This is a genomic window from Paenibacillus castaneae, from assembly GCF_002884445.1.
Lineage (GTDB): Bacteria > Bacillota > Bacilli > Paenibacillales > Paenibacillaceae > Pristimantibacillus > Pristimantibacillus castaneae.
In genome coordinates, this window is sequence record NZ_KZ614144.1 from 3,398,862 (window position 1) to 3,416,799 (window position 17,938).

At 42.1% G+C, this 17,938-nt stretch carries 18 protein-coding genes and 1 pseudogene; 5 read left to right on the plus strand and 14 right to left on the minus strand.

Translation table 11 applies throughout. The annotated features are described in order from the left end of the window. Positions 1–204, minus strand: a complete 204-nt coding sequence (locus tag CEF13_RS15300; RefSeq protein ID WP_102711669.1) for a hypothetical protein — start codon at positions 202–204, stop codon at positions 1–3. A gap of 243 nt (positions 205–447) precedes the next feature. Here CEF13_RS15300 and CEF13_RS15305 point away from each other — a divergent pair, with 243 nt between their 5' ends. The 3 genes from CEF13_RS15305 (at position 448) to CEF13_RS15315 (ending at position 3,657) form a co-directional block, all read left to right on the plus strand. Then, on the plus strand, positions 448–1,785 hold the full coding sequence (locus CEF13_RS15305) for an ankyrin repeat domain-containing protein (protein ID WP_102711671.1): 1,338 nt from the start codon (positions 448–450) through the stop codon (positions 1,783–1,785). 151 nt (positions 1,786–1,936) lie between these two features. Beyond that, complete coding sequence (locus CEF13_RS15310; RefSeq protein WP_102711672.1) at positions 1,937–2,713, plus strand: phytanoyl-CoA dioxygenase family protein; 777 nt, start codon at positions 1,937–1,939, stop codon at positions 2,711–2,713. Between the two features lie 47 nt (positions 2,714–2,760). Continuing rightward, positions 2,761–3,657: an AraC family transcriptional regulator gene (locus tag CEF13_RS15315; protein WP_102711674.1), complete on the plus strand. Its 897-nt coding sequence runs from the start codon at positions 2,761–2,763 to the stop codon at positions 3,655–3,657. 256 nt (positions 3,658–3,913) lie between these two features. Here the strand turns inward: CEF13_RS15315 and CEF13_RS15320 are convergent, their stop codons facing one another. From CEF13_RS15320 to CEF13_RS15335, 4 genes are all read right to left on the minus strand, one after another. Next, complete coding sequence (locus CEF13_RS15320) at positions 3,914–4,585, minus strand: CatB-related O-acetyltransferase (RefSeq protein WP_102711676.1); 672 nt, start codon at positions 4,583–4,585, stop codon at positions 3,914–3,916. Between the two features lie 317 nt (positions 4,586–4,902). Next, a complete protein-coding gene (locus tag CEF13_RS15325; RefSeq protein WP_146022721.1) occupies positions 4,903–5,364 on the minus strand; it encodes a P-loop NTPase family protein in 462 nt (153 codons plus the stop codon). Positions 5,365–5,679: 315 nt separating this feature from the next. Next, positions 5,680–6,309 carry a sugar O-acetyltransferase gene (locus CEF13_RS15330; RefSeq protein ID WP_102711680.1) on the minus strand — a complete coding sequence of 210 codons (630 nt, stop codon included), beginning with the start codon at positions 6,307–6,309 and terminating at the stop codon, positions 5,680–5,682. Positions 6,310–6,396: 87 nt separating this feature from the next. Further along, positions 6,397–7,764: an MATE family efflux transporter gene (locus tag CEF13_RS15335; RefSeq protein WP_102711682.1), complete on the minus strand. Its 1,368-nt coding sequence runs from the start codon at positions 7,762–7,764 to the stop codon at positions 6,397–6,399. A 134-nt stretch (positions 7,765–7,898) separates the two neighbouring features. Here CEF13_RS15335 and CEF13_RS15340 point away from each other — a divergent pair, with 134 nt between their 5' ends. Both CEF13_RS15340 and CEF13_RS15345 read left to right on the plus strand, forming a co-directional pair. Continuing rightward, positions 7,899–8,795, plus strand: a complete 897-nt coding sequence (locus CEF13_RS15340; protein ID WP_102711684.1) for an AraC family transcriptional regulator — start codon at positions 7,899–7,901, stop codon at positions 8,793–8,795. Between the two features lie 346 nt (positions 8,796–9,141). Further along, positions 9,142–10,347 carry an IS110 family RNA-guided transposase gene (locus CEF13_RS15345; RefSeq protein ID WP_102710904.1) on the plus strand — a complete coding sequence of 402 codons (1,206 nt, stop codon included), beginning with the start codon at positions 9,142–9,144 and terminating at the stop codon, positions 10,345–10,347. 216 nt (positions 10,348–10,563) lie between these two features. On the opposite strand, the gene CEF13_RS15350 is transcribed toward CEF13_RS15345, so the two are convergent. From CEF13_RS15350 to CEF13_RS15390, 9 genes and pseudogenes are all read right to left on the minus strand, one after another. Continuing rightward, positions 10,564–10,935, minus strand: coding sequence for a hypothetical protein (locus CEF13_RS15350; protein ID WP_102711686.1), 372 nt, complete (start codon positions 10,933–10,935; stop codon positions 10,564–10,566). 168 nt (positions 10,936–11,103) lie between these two features. Beyond that, complete coding sequence (locus CEF13_RS15355) at positions 11,104–11,679, minus strand: dihydrofolate reductase family protein (protein ID WP_053435337.1); 576 nt, start codon at positions 11,677–11,679, stop codon at positions 11,104–11,106. Between the two features lie 158 nt (positions 11,680–11,837). Beyond that, positions 11,838–12,503 carry a class I SAM-dependent DNA methyltransferase gene (locus CEF13_RS15360; protein ID WP_166742966.1) on the minus strand — a complete coding sequence of 222 codons (666 nt, stop codon included), beginning with the start codon at positions 12,501–12,503 and terminating at the stop codon, positions 11,838–11,840. Between the two features lie 433 nt (positions 12,504–12,936). Beyond that, positions 12,937–13,446 (minus strand): annotated as a pseudogene (locus CEF13_RS15365) (P-loop nucleotide/nucleoside kinase family protein). 120 nt (positions 13,447–13,566) lie between these two features. Then, entirely contained in the window at positions 13,567–14,484 is a 918-nt protein-coding gene (locus CEF13_RS15370) for an AraC family transcriptional regulator (protein ID WP_102711690.1), read from the minus strand. A 391-nt stretch (positions 14,485–14,875) separates the two neighbouring features. Further along, complete coding sequence (locus CEF13_RS15375) at positions 14,876–15,415, minus strand: DJ-1/PfpI family protein (RefSeq protein WP_102711692.1); 540 nt, start codon at positions 15,413–15,415, stop codon at positions 14,876–14,878. Between the two features lie 120 nt (positions 15,416–15,535). Further along, a complete protein-coding gene (locus CEF13_RS15380) occupies positions 15,536–15,898 on the minus strand; it encodes a VOC family protein (protein ID WP_166742967.1) in 363 nt (120 codons plus the stop codon). A gap of 47 nt (positions 15,899–15,945) precedes the next feature. Continuing rightward, positions 15,946–16,308, minus strand: coding sequence for a VOC family protein (locus tag CEF13_RS15385; RefSeq protein WP_102711696.1), 363 nt, complete (start codon positions 16,306–16,308; stop codon positions 15,946–15,948). Positions 16,309–16,633: 325 nt separating this feature from the next. Further along, the gene (locus CEF13_RS15390) at positions 16,634–17,830 is read right to left on the minus strand and encodes an MFS transporter (RefSeq protein ID WP_102711698.1); all 1,197 of its coding nucleotides are present in this window, start codon (positions 17,828–17,830) and stop codon (positions 16,634–16,636) included. Positions 17,831–17,938 lie beyond the last annotated feature (108 nt).

Genomic DNA, 17,938 nt, shown 5'->3' on the forward strand with positions numbered 1-17,938 from the left:
TCATAATGCTTGACGTGGAATGTATTCATCTGTAATGAAGTTAATGGTCACAACGTTTTCTTTCTTAGGCCCCCAAAATAGAGTATACTTTCGGGTATTGAACGAATTGAAATGCTTATTGTACCAATTGATCAATGATTCTGGCTCGTCAGCAGCCAAATACATACAACCAAACTTATTGATCTGAATAGTTTTTGGTTCCATAACAACGAATCAACTCCTTATTTTCATTGTTAAATCAGGAAAATACAAGAATTTTTTAGCTGTAAATAGTAGATTTTTTCTGCTTGTTACCATCATTTTCCTGACTGTGAAATAAATATATTTTGCACCTTACTGTCGGCCACTTCAAAGTATCGACGATCCTTAAAGGAGTTCGGAATACGTTGACGAAATAACAGAAATAAGGCAGCGTTTGAAAAAATTTATTATGAAGGGGTAATTGCTATGGACATAAAGTATCGGGATCTTCTTGTTTCAATGAACGAACAAGACAAGGAAGTCATTGAACAAGTAATACAAGCTATTAACGATGACAATGTAGAAACAGTAGTGCGTCTGTTTATGACTCACTCCTGGCTGGTATCTCTTATTGATGTACCGTGCTTTACTTTTGATAGTCCGGCTATTGTTATAGCAGCTTCAAAAGGAAATCGCGAGATGGTCGATGCATTGCTTGAGTATGGTGCGGACATCAATGCTAAAAGCCAGTGGTGGGCTGGAGGATTTGGAGTATTGCATCATGACCATTATGATCTTTCACGTTATCTTATTGACCGGGGTGCTCATGTCGATCCCCATGCGGCTGCTGCATTAGGAATGATGGAGATGCTATCAAAGATGGTGGAAGAGGATCCTTCTGTCGTTAATCAACGCGGTCCTGACGGGCAAGTTCCTCTGCACTTTGCCAAAGAACACAGAATCATCGATTTTCTCCTTACTCACGGCGCGGAAATTGATATGCGTGATATTGATCACGGTAGCACACCCGCTCAATGGGCTGTGGATGATCCAGAAAAATGCAGGTATCTCATTGAACGAGGTGCTGAAACGGATATCTTTATTGCATGTATACTGGGCGATATTGAAATGGTTTACCATATATTAGAGAGGGATCCGAATGCTCTAAATGCTCAAGTTGGTAGTGGACGCTTTACATCTGGCGATTCAAACGGCGGACATATTTACGAGTATAAAATCGGTGCATCTTCTCGTCCGTTATTTCTCGCTCAAAGATTGAATCGTTTTGAAGCAATTGAAGTGATGCGAAGATATAGTTCGGTCGAACATCAATTTTTGCTTGCTTGCTTACAAGCCGATATGGCAATCATCCATTCCATAATGGCTGAACATCCGAAGATTGTTACCTCCCTGCAGCCGATGGATGAAAGTTTGATTGTTGATGCAGCTAGAGACAATCGACTTGATGCGGTCCGGACAATGTTGAATGTTGGATTCCATGTTGATGCACGAAGCACCCCCCATTCATCGACAGCACTTCATTCATCCGCCAGTCGAGGGAATCACGAAATCGTTAAATTGCTGCTGGCACAAGGCGGATCTGTACACGCAACAAACGAATTTGGCGCAACGCCATTGAATAGTTGTATCTGGGGTTCATTGCATATCCAAGATCCTTCTGGAGATTACGCGGCGGTAATAGAAACACTCATCGAGGCTGGAGCGAAACTGCCTGATCAAGCGACAGGAAGCGATGCCGTTAAGAAGAAACTTATCGAACATGGAGTATGGCAAATCCATCCCGCCATAACACCAGTAGAATAAAACCGGGTTATTTTCTTAAAGCCGGCTTCTGCTAAAAGACGTGGTAATCGTGCCCTAAGAAGATTGACCTAATAACAGATAAGATCCCCCAAGAGCAGGCCGAGGCGGCATGGTACAGTAAATCCATAACAATCGAAAGGATGGATGGCGGATGACTCATGTTGTAACGCAAGAGCAAATTGAATTCTACCAGAAGAACGGTTTCGTTAAGGTGGACAATATCCTCAGTCAGGAAGAGGTTGCGGAGCTCGCAGAGGCGATGGAAGAAGTGATGGTGGATCGCTCTCAGCTCTCCATTGCCACCGATGTCAGTACCGGCGCTTATTACAAGGTGCTTAACCAGAAGGTCAACGTCTGGCGTGACCACGGTATCATGGCTAAATATTCGCTGCACAACAGAATCGCCCAAGCTGCCAAAGAGCTTTCCGGAGCGAGCGGCATTCGCCTGTTCCACGACCACGCCCTCTGGAAAATGCCACACGATTCCAAACCAACTCCATGGCATCAAGACCTGCCCTATTGGCCGATGAACGAACCCGGCGCGCTCTCCGCGTGGATCACAGTCGACGACGTCGACGAGAGGAACGGATGCATGATGTTCATCCCCGGCTCGCACAAAGTCGGCAAATTATCCGGCATCGACCTCGTTAACCCGCAAAATATTTTCGATTATGTCAGTGGCACGGAGCTAGAGAATGCGAAGCCGGTCGTCGTTCCGTTGAAGAAGGGCAGTTGCACGTTCCATCATGGGCAGACGTTTCACTATGCCCACTCCAATCAGTCGGATAGGCCCCGTCGCGTGCTGGCGATCATCTACATGCCGGACGGTACAACCTATAACGGGAAAAATCATATTGCCACTGATGGACTGGGACTCGAAGTCAATGATAAAATCAGAGCAGGAACGTTGCCCCTGCTGGCTAAATAACCTGCAGGCCGCGGCAAGCAATCTTTTTCGGAAATGAAGTGAAGCCTATGACCCGAATCCTGAGCAAACACTATTTCGATAACCCCGACTTTCCGTTTCACGCCGGATACTACGTCTTTGCGCCTGGCGAGGCGATAGCCGATCACTCTCACGAATTTACCGAATTGGCGTACGTGGCGGAAGGCTCCGGTGAGCACAGTTATAACCAAGGGGACTACTATGCCATTCGCGCTGGTGACGTTTTCATTATCGAACCGGATATGGTGCATGCCTATCAGGTCGGGCCCGCCGGTAAGCTCGTTATTTGTAACGTCTTATTCATGCCTTCACTGCTTAAGAACGAGCTGGACACAATGTCTTCGGTTACGCCCTTCGTCGACTTCTTCTATGTCGAACCGTTCCTCCGCAACAATGCACGTTTCGTATCGAGACTCAGTCTGCGAACGAGCCATCAGCTCGAGATCGGCAGCATTCTGGACAAACTGATCGCAGAGCAGAATAACCGAAGTCTAGGTTACCAAACGATGATCAAGACATCCATGATCCAACTATTTATCTCTTTAAGCCGTTACTACCAACAGATGGAGCGACCTAAGGAAGCCGTTTCCGACGAACAAAATCTGAAGATGATCGTCGATTTCATCCATCGCCACTACGCCCAACCTCTCACGCTTGAGCAAATTAGCCATATTTGCGGTATGAGTGCGTCTGTGTTCTCTGCCAAATTTAAGATGTACACAGGGAGAACCTTTATCGAGTATCGCAATGAAATCCGTTTGAGTATCGCCCAAGATGCTATACTGGACACCGACGACAAAATCGCCACAATTGCGCAGATTGTCGGATTCGATGATCTTAGTTTCTTCAATAAGCAATTCAAGAGAAAGACCGGGGTTAGCCCTGGTCAGCTGCGCAAGCAATCCAATATTACGATTTGCAAGTAAATTTTACTAAAGGGAATCTTAAATAGCATTGAAAAGGAGCAGCTGATCGGCTGCTCCTTTTACTTACGCGTAAAATGAGATGTTTTGAACTAATGTCATCACTTTAAAGCAACAAGAACTATAGAAATAAAATATAGTATTAGAAGGATCATATTAATGGATACAGCGGTAGTTAGGATGTGATGAGATTAATCCATAATTCACTTATTGAACGCCAAACTGTACATCAACCACTCAGTGTAAAGAGGAATAAGACTTAAATGAGATGATCATATGGTTTTATTTCCTTTTGATAAAAGTCATATAATTGATTAATAGAAGAACTTGAGAAGATATGACTAACTCGTTCTATTTCCTCACGTTCCCAATCGAACCATCGCATTTCCTTTAACTTTTCGATTTCTTTGTCTGTAAAACGTTTCTTTATCTCTTTAGCAGGGTTGCCGCCAACTATTATATATGGTGAGACATCTTTTACAACAACCGCTCCTGCAGCAACAATAGCACCTTCACCTATTTTTACACCAGGCATAATCATTGCGTTCATGCCAATCCAAGCATCACTTTCGATGATTGTATCCCCTTTTGGTTCGAATGAGGATTCAATCTGCTCCACAAACGGGTACACGGTAATCCATTCAGGATGATGATTGTGATTCCCACCCATTAAAATAATTACACCACTTGCAATGCATACGTATTTCCCTATAATCAATTTATCTAAATGCCAACCATAGTCTTCAATGGGGTTAAATAGCTTTCTTGATTTTTCATCACCCCAAAGGTATCTAACGCACCCATCTTCAAAATCATGATTATCGTAATAACCAGAATAGTAGGAGTATTCCCCTACTTCAATCATTGGATTGGTGACAATATCCTTTAGATACTTAATTTCAGACCAGTGGTTAAACCGATATTGTTTCATTCTTTCTCCTCGCTTCTAAGTAATATAAATCATTTTTTCACTTAGAAGCTTAATGCAGTAGCAACATTCTTAAACCGTTTTAAACGACGAACCATCGTCCTCATCCTTTTCCTATTTGATGGGGACATTGTAACAAACGTATCATTTGTTCGTCAAATCATACCTGACTATCCGAACTAACCATGACATATTAAAGTAACTAATCCGGACAAGCATCTTAGTAATGGACATCAACCCTTGTATATCAAGGGTTTTTTATAAAGAAAGCCGATCGGACGGCTGCCTCTTGGTGTTATATATCGAGCTCTCGCTCCCCGTTATTTTAACAATTCCACATTTGTTACAAATTCTCGTACGTCTTTCAGAGTCTTTAAAATGATTATCTCCTTTTCATTGGATAACCATCTTAGTTTTCCTAAGATCTTTGTCTTTTGTTTTTCAGGGTATTCCCAGACCCATTTCAGAAATTCCAGACTGATCCTTTCCTCACAGCCTTCAGCCATATCCGTTCTCGTCTTGTTGCGGTACTGGAATCTTCTCTTCAGCACGCGGATAATGCAGATCCACCTCGACAAATCAATAAATATGATCGTGTCTGCCGCTTGGAACCTAATGTCAATCGTGCCTCCATAATTGCCATCTATAATCCAACTGTCATGACTAACGAGTTCCTCTTGAACATCTCTTTGCTCGTTTTTGGGTGTGCTAATCCAGCCTGGTTTCCAAAAAATTGAATCCAGATGTTTAGCTTCCTTTACAAGATCGTTATCCGATGACAACTGATCCCCAACCTCCCCCCGTAGAAATAGACGGTCATTTATGAAAAAAACTTGCATAATTTAATTATTAAATTTCTCCTGTCGTTGGAAAATATCCTTTATTCCTTTCAACACTAATGCCTGCCCATTACTTCAATGAAAACAGAGCTGCTACGTCCACGTATTTATTATGAATTCCATTCCTACAGTTGAAGTAAAGAATATCTAAATAAAAATATGAGTTGTATAAAATGAAAAGAAACAAACACGGATAAACTTTGTGTTTGCTTCTTTGGATTGGAATCGCTGCAACTCATTTTTTTCTTAAGTATAAATTTACCATTGAACCTGATCGACGCGCATGTCTTTGTAGTAATATACTCTATCGTTTTCTGTAATTTCCCGGAGAACCTTACACGGGTTCCCGACAGCAATTACATTTTCAGGGATATTCTTAGTAACCACACTTCCAGCCCCAATGACACTACCCTTTCCAATAGTGACACCTGGGACAATAATTGCACCACTGCCGATCCAAACACCATCCTCAATTACCACAGGTAATGCAAACATTCCACCCTCTCTACGTACGTCGGGGTGTAATGGATGATTGGTTACTGCAATGGTAACGTTCGGACCGAACATAACATTATTTCCGATCGTTACCTTATAATCATCTACAACGGTTAGATTGAAGTTAATGTACACGTTATTGCCTACTGTGGTGTTCGAACCATACGCCATACGGATCGGGGGTTCCATCCATACATTCTCACCCATGCTACCAAATAGTTGTTTCATCAGTGCTAAACGTCCTTCGGTGTCATCGGGGTGCAAGCGGTTAATCTCAAAACATAAGGCTTTACCTCGCTGACGTGCGCGGGCTAGTTCAGCAGCCTCCTCCGGATAGTTAGGGTCATGGTCGGTAAACAATTGGACATTTGCCATTCTTTCTTTAATGTTCATATGTCATTCTCCTTTACATATTGGTTTATTCTAAAGGCCCGGACCAACACCGATTTAGGGAAGATTAAACTCACAGAATACGCCCCTTCACCTTGCATCAGCAAAATCTCTAGTAATATTCTTTATCCACTTATATTGGCGGTAACGGATTAAAGCGACTGGCAGCTTAATTATTTCATCCAAACAGATAACTGCATATAGAATAATTGGAGGCACCTGCCACACAAAAGCACACAAATATCCCAATGGCAATATGATGCCCCACATCACCACAGTGTCGCACCAGAAACCGAATTTGGAATCGCCTCCGGCACAGAATATACCTCCAATGGTCGTGGAATTGATTGACTTCGCAATACAATAATAAGCGCAGATATAAAGCATTCCGTTCAGATAGCCTTGTGCAGAATCATTCAAGTTCACCATATAAAAAACCAGCGGTTTCAACAACAAAATCGTTATCCCTGCTAAGCCACCAAATACTAATGCGAACAAGCTAATCCGATTACCTGCTCTCTTCGCGATCTCGATCTCTCCATTGCCTAGATATTTGCCGATAAGCACAGATCCGCCGCTGGCAATGCCTCCGCACAACACAATGGCTAAATTTTTCACGACTGCCGCGACGGAATTAGCCGCAACAAGATCAGCACTAACATGTCCGATAATGGCTGCAGTTGCAGTCAGTGCGCATCCCCAAACGATGTAATTACCCTGAACGGGCATCGTGTATTTCAAGTAGTCCTGAAGCAATTTGCGTTGAATGCCATCACGCACAGGCAACTGAAATTTTATCTTACCCCGCGTAACGGAATGCACAATGCAGCAACTGAGTTCAATGAAACGTGCGCAAACCGTCGCTAGACCAACAGCCTGAATCGCCTTCTCGGGCATGTCTGGAAACAAAACAAAAATGCAGAGAAAGTTAAAGAGGATATTTAATACGAGGCAGACGGAGCTGATCCATGCACTCAGGCTGGCGTTCTCCATGCTTCTAACGACGCTGAAGTACATTTGTGAAATGCCCATGGCTAAGTACGAGAACGAGACCACTTGCAGAAAGCCCGAGCCGTACCGAATTAATTCTTCGTCATCCGTGAAGAAGCGCATGAGCAGATCCGGAAAGAACAGCGAAAGCCCAAAAAAGAAAAGGGAAACGCTAACGGAAAACAGGCAAGCAATACTAAAGACGCGTTGGATCGTCTTGACATCTTTCTTTCCCCAATACTGGGCAGACAGGATACTTGCTCCTGTTGCCAGTCCCATATAGAACAAGGTCAATACGAAAGTGACTTGTCCTGCCAACGATACAGCCGACATTGCCGATTGGCTAATAACCCCTAACATCACAATATCCACCGACATGACTGCAGCTGTGATTAGGTTTTGCAAAGCAATGGGGATTACCAGTCTGATCAACTCACGATTGAAATGGTTGTCGTTCGGAGCTACCATTCGTACATGCGATGCACGTCTCCGCCCCCTTTCTGAAATGAATCTAATATAAAAATAGTATATTTTCATGGAGTTATCAATCACAATTGACTATAATATTATCAAAATCGTATTTATTCCGAGGATGTGTTACTGTGCGTACAGAACTGGAGGTATTCTCCGATTTATCAGAACGATTAGACTACAATTTACCTAATTTTCAGCTCTATGTACGTAAAGGTACCCTGCATCAGTTTGACAGATATGCCGCCTCATGCCACTGGCATCCGGATATAGAGTTTATTTTAGTGCTTGAAGGCTCGATGGACTTTTTTGTTAAAGGAAAAACTGTGCATATAGATAAGGGGAGTGGGATTTTTGTAAATAGTAAACGGTTGCATTACGGGTTTTCTCCCGATATGACAGACTGTTCTTATATTGTGGTCGCCATTCATCCTTCGCTGCTTGGGAAGGATACCTGGGAGGGAAAGGAATACTGGGAAGAGAAATTTGGTTCAAACTCGGATGACTATATATTACTTACAGACGAAATTCAATGGCATGGGGAAGTTCTGCATTCATTGAATCAGATCTACAATGAGATGCACAGCCCTACACGCAATCCGTTTCGTCTACTGTCACAGGCGATGTCTTTATGTGCGTACATGGGAGATCATATACAAGAGAATTCTGGTCTTCTTGCTAATGATCAGTTATGGGCAGCCGTCTGGAAGATGACGGGGTTCATTCATCAGCATTATGAGAACAAAATAATACTTGGTGATATTGCAGCGGCGGGTTCTGTATGCCGTAGTCGATGCTGCGAGCTGTTCGGTCAGTACGTTGGCCAAACTCCTAACTCCTATCTGATTCGGTATCGCATCCAAAAAAGCTGTGAGTTGCTGCAGGAAACAGATCGAACTATCAGTGAGATCGCAATTTCCTGTGGTTTTCAAAGTGCAAGTTATTTTTCATATACTTTTCGTAAAGAGATGGGGTTGGTTCCGCAGGCTTACCGCAAGAACCACCGTTTATATTCAGATTATAGCTAATTTCCAGGCTCTCTCCATTTCAATATTCAATCAATTGCTTTGTAATATTTATGTGTTTGTATCCTAATATGGCACCATTTATATTGGATCTAACCTGCCTGTTCGTATTATGAGGTCACCAAATCTTTCTGGTGGACCTCATTTTTGTGTGGTCGTAAGATAGCGGTAGCCGGGGATAGAACGTACCTGCCCGTGGGAGCTAGATCCCGAGAGCTATACAGTTCATCCCCCCTACTTGTTAAACCATGATTAGGCTGGTTGGGACCATGATCCCGAATCACATGCGATAATGTGGACGACAAGAAGGTTAGGGGTTGCCAGCGAATATAATATGAGGAGTGATTGAATGAATCCTGTCATTGGATTAGATGTATCTAAAGGAGAAAGTCATGCACAAGCTTTTTCAGATCGAGGAACGCCCTACGGAAAGACCTTTCGATTTGAGCATAATCTTGAGGGATTAGCATCCTTCCTCCGCTTTGCTCAAAACGTGGAGTCCTTTGCTGGGCAGCGTCCGGCCATTGTGTTAGAAGCAACAGGTCATTATCATAGTCCTGTTATTCAGTTTCTAGATGATCATCAATATCTGTATATCGTTATCAATCCATTAATTTCACACCAAGCGAAAAAGATGAATTTACGTAAGGTGAAAACGGATGTTGCTGACGCATACCAGTTGGGCGAAATGTTCTACAAAGAAGAGCTGGAGCCTTACAAAAAACGGGGTCAGTATCTGATGAACCTGCGTTACCTGACACGGCAACATGAGTCACTGACTGAAATATATGTCCAGGTAAAGTTGCAGTTTCAAGCGGTACTGGATCAAGTCTTTCCAGAGTATCATGGCGTGTTTGGTGACCTTTATTCTAAGGTATCACTTCGTTTCCTGGCCCAGTATCCAACGTCTCAATCGGTGCTAGCGTTGTCCGAGGAAAACGTTACGGCGAACATAAAACGCCTTGTTGGACATGTTACCTCGAACCGGTGGTCGCTAGATCGGGCACAGAAACTAATGGCTGCTGCAAAGCGAAATCCCTTCAGAGAGACCGCTTTTCCGAGTCATTTAATCTCATTAGAGTTATTCATTAATTTACTTCTTCAGTACCAGGAGCATCTAACGAAACTGGATAAATCGATAGAAACTCTGGCTGAAGAATTAATGGAGTACGATCTAATCCAATCGATACCCGGCATTGGCACCAAAATTGCAGCAACAATTTTAGCTGAGGTCGGAGAAATTGATCGGTTCGATCACGCGAAGAAACTGGTTGCGTTTACTGGGATTGATCCAAGCGTCTTTTCTTCCGGCAAGTTTACAGCAACCCGAAATAAAATCACCAAACGTGGTTCTAGAAGGCTTCGGACAGCTTTATATCAAGCTGTAAGGTGTGGACTGAAAGGCTCACGTAACAAGAGAATAAGAGCTTATTACGACAAAAAGCGTGCAGAAGGCAAACTATTTAAAGTAGCCGTGATCGCTTGTGTAAATAGACTAATCCATTGGATATATGCGATTTTGACCAAGAAAGAACCTTTCCGATTGACTGAATAAGCAACGTTTAGATATCGAGGAAAACCTTCCCAAATTCTTTGGGGCGGTTATTTGTCATGCATTTTTACCAGTATAACATCCTTCGTTTACTTCATTAATAATTAAATATTGACAGGCTATTAGCTGGTATAGCTTAATAAACAAGGAGCAGCTGCCGACTGCATCTGCTCCATTTTGTGTTTAACTAACGTGTCCCGTTAGCTTAATCGCTTCGCCTCATTCTTTTACATCATAACCAATTACTTGTTTCGTAAATGGATTAAAATAAACTGTTATGGGACCTATTAAACCTTCATTATCAGTATGAAACAGTACACGAACTGCTTTATTACCGTTAATCCATAATAAACTACGATTAATTTTTGCAAACGTGTTTCGTTTAGGAATAAACAATTGCTTGATATTTTTATCTTGTAGAGAGTTAGTGGATACTTCGCCTTCCTCCCAATTTATAATGTGTTTATTATGATTAGATTCATCCCAAGCTCTTTTCATATAGGCTTTTTCATTAATGAAAGTTGTTGATATCACGATATAAGCACCTATTAGAATTACCAAAATAAATGTAATCCATAATGGTTTCTTCAATCTCAAAATAGCCACCTCACTATAGTTCCATATTAAATATTCGTGAAGCGATTAAACTATCCTGCCTGTTAGTTTAATGAAAAAAAGCAGGCTACCGTAGCACCTGCTCATCAATGTATATCATTCAACTATCGTGTCTTGTTAGCGTAATCACCTTAAGTGACAAGGTCATCTTACCGTCTGGTAAACGAGACCTATGGCTCCAGAATCAAAGGTCTTGTTTTCGATTAGCTTAAGATTGATCTTCTCCTTGAGCCCTTGGAATAACGGCAATCCCTTACCGATCAGGACGGGAGAAACCGTAATTTTATACTCATCAATTAAATCAAGCTGCATAAGGTGGTGTGCGAACCTAGGACTGCCGAGGATGACCATATCCTTGCCTGGCTGCTGTTTAAGGTTATTGATCTCTTCCTCGACATCTTCTTTAACGAGTCTGGAATTATTCCATTCGACTTTCTCCAGCGTCGTGGAAAAAACGATTTTGGCTGTCTTTTCGATCCACTCGGCATGATTCCGTTCATGCTGCGAAGCCGATGGGTTCGAAGGCACAGATGGCCAGTAACTGTGCATCATCTGATAAGTCCCACGTCCCCAAATGACAGTGTCGGCAGTACTCAGAATTTCTTTCGCGTGTTTCTCCAAATCAGCATCGTAGGAAACCCAGCCAATGTCCATTTCACCATTCGGCCCTTCTACAAAACCGTCAAGCGATGCGTGCAGAAATAGAACGAGTTTTCTCATTTTCAGTTCTCCTTTGTTCATGAGGATATCTACATTATACTTAACTACATTTTAGCAGAATTCAACTTGGGTTGTTTCTTATGGAATGCTGCGACACAAAGGTTTTTTAAGACCTTGGTCGCTCGGCCCATCACCAACGGCTGAATGCAAATCTAAGCCTACTCCTTAGGCTGGAGACGTTCCACCACCCAGTAGCCGTAGTAGATAGTTGTCTGTAGAACCTCGTTTTCCCAACCTGGTGCGTGCCGGTACGTAAGAGGGCGAAGACCAGACCTATCAATCGCGGCGGCCGTTTCGGAAAACGTCCAGAAGAACATTCGGATATCAGCCAGTCCACCACCTGTATCAATCCAGTGTGCATCGTGAAAGGGCAATTCCGTACGATGCTCGCTTATGGTAAAGTAGAAGTGACCGCCATAAGCAAGGGCTGTCGCCACGTTACCGATGACTTGTACCAGATCCTCACAGAAATCGAAACAACCGTTTGCTACTATCGTGTCGAACTTTCCGAGTTCGGCAGGTAGTGCCTGGTGGAAGTCGTGTACAAGGTAGGTACCGGAAGGACGTTTTCTTCGCGCCGTTTCGACCATGGCAGTCGATAAATCAAGCCCGACGACCTCCACGTTAAGTGGTAGTTCACTCGTCAAGTGCCCGGGCCCGCAACCGATATCGAGTACACGCTGCCCCGCATGAACGCTCTCCGTAAGAAACGCCCGTATGGAAGCTTGAAAGTGAGTCAGAGGCGTAGTGCGTTCCTCGTAGATCTCGGCGATTCCGTCGTACATTTGCGCCACCTTGAGCTTGTCGTTCTGAGAATAATCCACTATGTACCACCCCAATGATAACGCCAGGCCGCATCTCTTAGTGACCCGCATGTTTATATCTACATGAAAACGTAACCGAGGTATGTCATTATATCAGTTCGCGACCCCGGTCACTCTTCATTTATAATTATTTTCTCAAAAAACTTCTGAAATCTTCTACTGTAAATTTATTCTACAACTTAGATTTAGACGCGCAAAGTTGTTTTTTTAGTTGCGGTAAACTGCCCGTTAGTTGAGCTAAGAGCTGTCAAACGACTGCCCTCTTGGCATTGAACTATCATTCCACGTTAGCGTAATGTTGAATAACTAACGAAGAGCCTTTAGACAATCTACTTGCAAACAAGATAATTTTATCAAATTGCTTCAAGACTTCATTTCTGTTGAGAAATAACTTTTCATACCGACCCCAATCGTCCTGGTCTACAATCGTGTATTACTCCCCCGTTAATTTTAAATCCAACTGTTCACATAACGTCATCACGCTTTCGGCCACAGTTTGATGAGCTGTGTCGATGACGATGTGATCTCGGTCCCAAACATCGTACTGTCGGTTCCTGACCTTTTCCCACGTGGGTAGAACAAAGCCGGGAATATCGGCTACACGCGTTTCGATTCGATGCCTGTGTTCACGATCGTCAGAGCAGACCACTTCGATTTCCACAAACGGAGTTTCAAGAGATTCCGCCACTTTGCGCCAAGCTTGGCGCGTTACTTGGATGGGATTGACTGTATCTGCTATCACGTCGAGGCCCAACCGGAGATTCTGCGATGCAATCGCATAACACACGATGTAACCCGCAGGTCCATCGACCCACGTTCCAGCAGCCCGCATAGCCTACTCCACGACATCGACACGGAGATACGTGGCCTGTAACTCTCTAGCCAAAGCTGATGATAACGTGGACTTCCCGGTGCCTGGCAACCCACTAAATATATAGAGCATTAAACTCACCTCCTTCACAAAATAAAGCTCATAACTGCCCGTTAGTTGAGAAAAGGCAACCGATGAACCGGCTGCCTTTTCCTGTTTTTTATTGTCCCTTTAGCGGAGCGAGGTTTATTCTTATCCTATTTGCTTTTCCTCAATTCGATACCATAACTCACAATACTCATAACCGACTTTGTTTTTACAATACATTTCGAAATTGCCGCCATCTAAAATATTAAACTTTGATGTTTGTAGCCATTCAGAAAATATCCGATTTTTTAATGATCGCAGATCATAGTTACCGCTGCCATTCCCATCACTTAATGTTGAAAATACCGCCCAAGTAGATTCTGGAACATCAACAACTGTATATCCATTGACCTTGCTATTCTCCGATTTGTAACATCCGATAAGATAAGGGAAAGTGGTATTGCTTGTGAATTTGTAGGAATCGTATGCAAAAACTGCTCCAAGTTCCTTGTTGAAATTGCCTTCGCTCCACCAATCCCCAATCACCGACTGTCGTAAACCGTCAAACTCGCCATTCTTGCATATGTTTTGCCAAACCTCCGGGATAGATACTCCTTGTTGATTTACAATATTGTCGTAATTGTATATGTCCTCTAACCCAAAAACTTGAAAAGCATCCCGTTTCTCAATTCGATAATTCATCCCGACAACTCCTTTTAATATAATTTGAAAGGAGATGCGAGGATAGGCCTTTAACTGACTTTCGGCATTGCGCGCTGATGTAGGAGTCAATCCATGCAGATTTTGAAATGCTCGCGAAAATGATTCAGGCGTTTCATATCCATATTTCAAGGCTATATCAGTCACTTTATTATTTCTGTTTTTTAAATCAAAGGCGGCAAGCGTAAGCCTTCTACGTCTGATGTATTCTGATAAAGGTATTTCAAGTACAAATGAAAACATACGTTGAAATTGATAAACAGAACATAAAGCAATTCTAGCAATCTGTTCATATTCAATATTATTTTCTAAGTTGTCTTCAATATAGTCAATAGCATGGTTCATACGTTGAAGCCAATCCACGGCGACCCCTCCTTTCAAAAGGAGCATATCATGCAGTAGATCAAATCGCCTGATTTTTCATGCAGTAAAATATCAGATGATTGAAAAGTTCTACTTTGTAATAATTCATTAATTATTTGAATTATCCTGCCAGTTAGAGCAACACAAAACAATCTATTAATCCACTTTATGAGAGGTATTATTATTAAATAATAGCATAAACCTGTGGTGGGGCTTAATTGAGGGTCAATAAAATTTGTTCATACCAATATTATCTAGATAGATAGATAATAGGATGATAAATCTCATTAAAATCAAAAGTAGATATAATGTATGATATTATTTCGTTGTCTTAAAGTGATAATAGTTTTTCTTCTAACGTCACTAACCTTTAGTTAAGAAGCCTATTACATTATTCTTGATACCATCTTTCATCAAATTCAAGGTTTAAAGCTTTCCCTAAATAGTTCCCAAATCTAACAAACCCTCGTCCTCTTGCTGTAATTATGTTTCCATCTTGCACTACCATATCGTCTGAATAATTTTCTATTTCGAATACACCAGACTTCTCCATATCTTCTTCTGTCATCCCTACCGTATATTTTTTACCTTTTAAAACGCCTGCTTTTGCTAATAGGAATGGAGAGCTAGATATACTTGCAATTACCGTTTCTTTAGTAGCTACTTGTTTTATGAAATCAAATAATCTTTCTTCTTCATATAGCGACGTAATATCCATACAACCTGGTAATAAGAGGCTATCTATTTGTTCAAATTTAATTTCATCAACAGTAGCGTCAGCTACACATGATAACCCTGACTCACCTTTTATCGGCTGGTTGTTTAATCCAACCGTAACGACTGGTTTTTTTCCTTGCATTAGAATGGATAACGCTACAGTTAGTTCATATTCACTGAATTGCGGATATAATAAAACAGCTGTTTTTTTCACTATGATTCTCTCCCTACCAAATATCTCTGTTTAACGATACAAATTCTTTCGATTATACGTAAAAGCACACTTTCTGCACATGCCATATTCATTCGTGATATTTGAACAAATACGTTCTAATCATATTGAGCACGCCATCAAAACATTCCCATCAGGATCTTTAAAGCAGATAATCTCATCGTCCTTATGCACAATAGTGATGTTTAATTTATGTAGGAATTGATATGTTTCTTCAATATTCGGTGCAACTAAACTAAAGAGAGGCTTTGTTGTTGGTTCTACTTTATCTACACGGCGTAAAAATATATTTGAACACTGACTCTCCCCCAAACCAAAAATATGAATATCGGTTCGATCTGTATCAGGAGTCGGTAAACCAAGTACTTTGCAGTACCAATCGATTGATTTCTTCACATCAGTGACATAGACAAAAACAGCAGGAACAATCGGTTTTATCGGTGTTTCAATAGCCTGTTCTACCATCTCTGAAGCCTCCTTATATGTTTTAATACTGCCATTTATCACTAACTTTATTTTTTCGCTTCTGAAATATGCCAGCATACACCAGATGGATCTATTAGGTTGATCTCACGTTTTCCCCAAGGATACATTGTAGGTTCTTTTGCCTTAATAGGATAATTCTTCTCTAAAGTAACGGATTGTATGAGTGACCACCAACCATCTAAATCCTCAACTTCTAGTTCTACCATGTAATTATCTTGGAATTCTTGATTATGGTAATTTTGCAGAAAAAATTCTTGTTCCCCTATTTTAAAAATACTCAATCCGTCGTCGGAGTATACTTTCTCAAAACCAAGATCTTCAAAAAAACGCTGTGCAAGTATATAATCTTTACCTGATGGAATAAATGGTCGAAGTTTAGTAACATTCATAAGTTTTCTCCTTTGGAACTAATATATTGTATTACTTGCTCTAATTCCATTTCTAACATTGAACGAATCCGTAAACAATAACCATCAAAGGTTAAAAACCAGTGTATTCATTTTTTATTCTTTTGTAAACACCATTTACAGCCTTTTTATTGAACATAACTGCCGTTTAGCATAATGAAGCCGCAGAATGTTACTTCGGAAATTGCATACTGATTAGTAAAAAAACAAGACGCAGCTTTTCATATTACTTAAGCCGCGCCTTATTTCGTTTCGTCTATTTAACATATTCGCTACTTTTTTTGATTTTCCTATCGCTACAAATCGCTTATTTCGAAACCGCGTCAGCTTGTTTCGAAGGAAGCGATATATTATTTGTAGGGTATAGTTCTTTGTTCTTCAATAAGCGTTTCACAAAGAAAGTGAAAAGCAACAAGGACAGCGCTACTGATGCAGCGCTTACCCCAAACAATACTTGGTAGCTTGTGTATTGGGAGACCCAGCCAAGCATAATCGCACCTAGACCGATGCCGAGGTCATTTGCAGTCGATATTGAAGCGTTCGCAACACCTATCCGGTCCAAACGCGCCAGACGGATCGTTGCTGCTTGAAGAGCCGGCTGCGCGGAACCGAAGCCAAGACCAAATAGAACAGCCGATACAAGCACGCCGATCAAACCGGTCGAGAAGCTCAACACAATCAATGAACAAATCGTAATTACAAGTGCCGGTACAATAACAAATAACTCTCCGTACCGATCTGAAAGTTTCCCCGATATGGGTCGGCTGAACGCAAGTGTTGCAGCAAAGGCCAAAAAGAACGTGCCGGAATTGACCTGGATTGAGTCAGCGAACAGCGGAACAAAGGTCGTAATGCCCCCATAAGCGATAAACAGAAAAAACACTGATACCGCGATAGGCAGGACCGATTTTTCGAACAATTCGATTCTCCGTGCACCAGATTGCGGCCGAAAAGGCATTTTTGCACCAATCGTTAGAAGCAGCGCTGCGCCAGAGAGAACCACGGCGATTAAAAACAGAGCGCTGAACGATTGATTCTGTGCAATCCAGATGCCGAACAGCGGACCGATTGCCATAGCCAGAGTCATGGACGTGCTAAACCATCCCATCCCTTCTCCGCGGCGTGAAGGCGGGATCATATCCGTTACCGCGGTAATAATGGAGGTTGTGGAAACAGCCCAGCTCATCCCGTGTAAAATTCTAAGCCCCATCAAAACGATGATGCCACCAACCCAATCATACATGTACATCGCCAATATAAAGAGCACCAGCCCCCAGATAATAAACGGACGTCTGCCGAACCGATCCAGCAACCCCCCGACGATTGGTCTGAAAATTACGGCTGACAGCATAAAAGCGCCCATCGCCAGACCCACCTGAGATTCGTTGCCACCCAACTGTTTTATGAACAGCGGCAGGGTTGGGTACAACATATAAAATGCAATAAATAGAAATAGGTTCCCTATTGTCATTAGTATAAATGGCTTCTTCCATAGGCGTTCCACGTTTCATACCTCCTCGGGTGAAGCTGCTCTAGTGTTAGGATTTAAATTTCTCCTTCCCATTGCCATATGTAATGTAAATAGACAGCCTTCTTGCCATTTTTCTTCTAT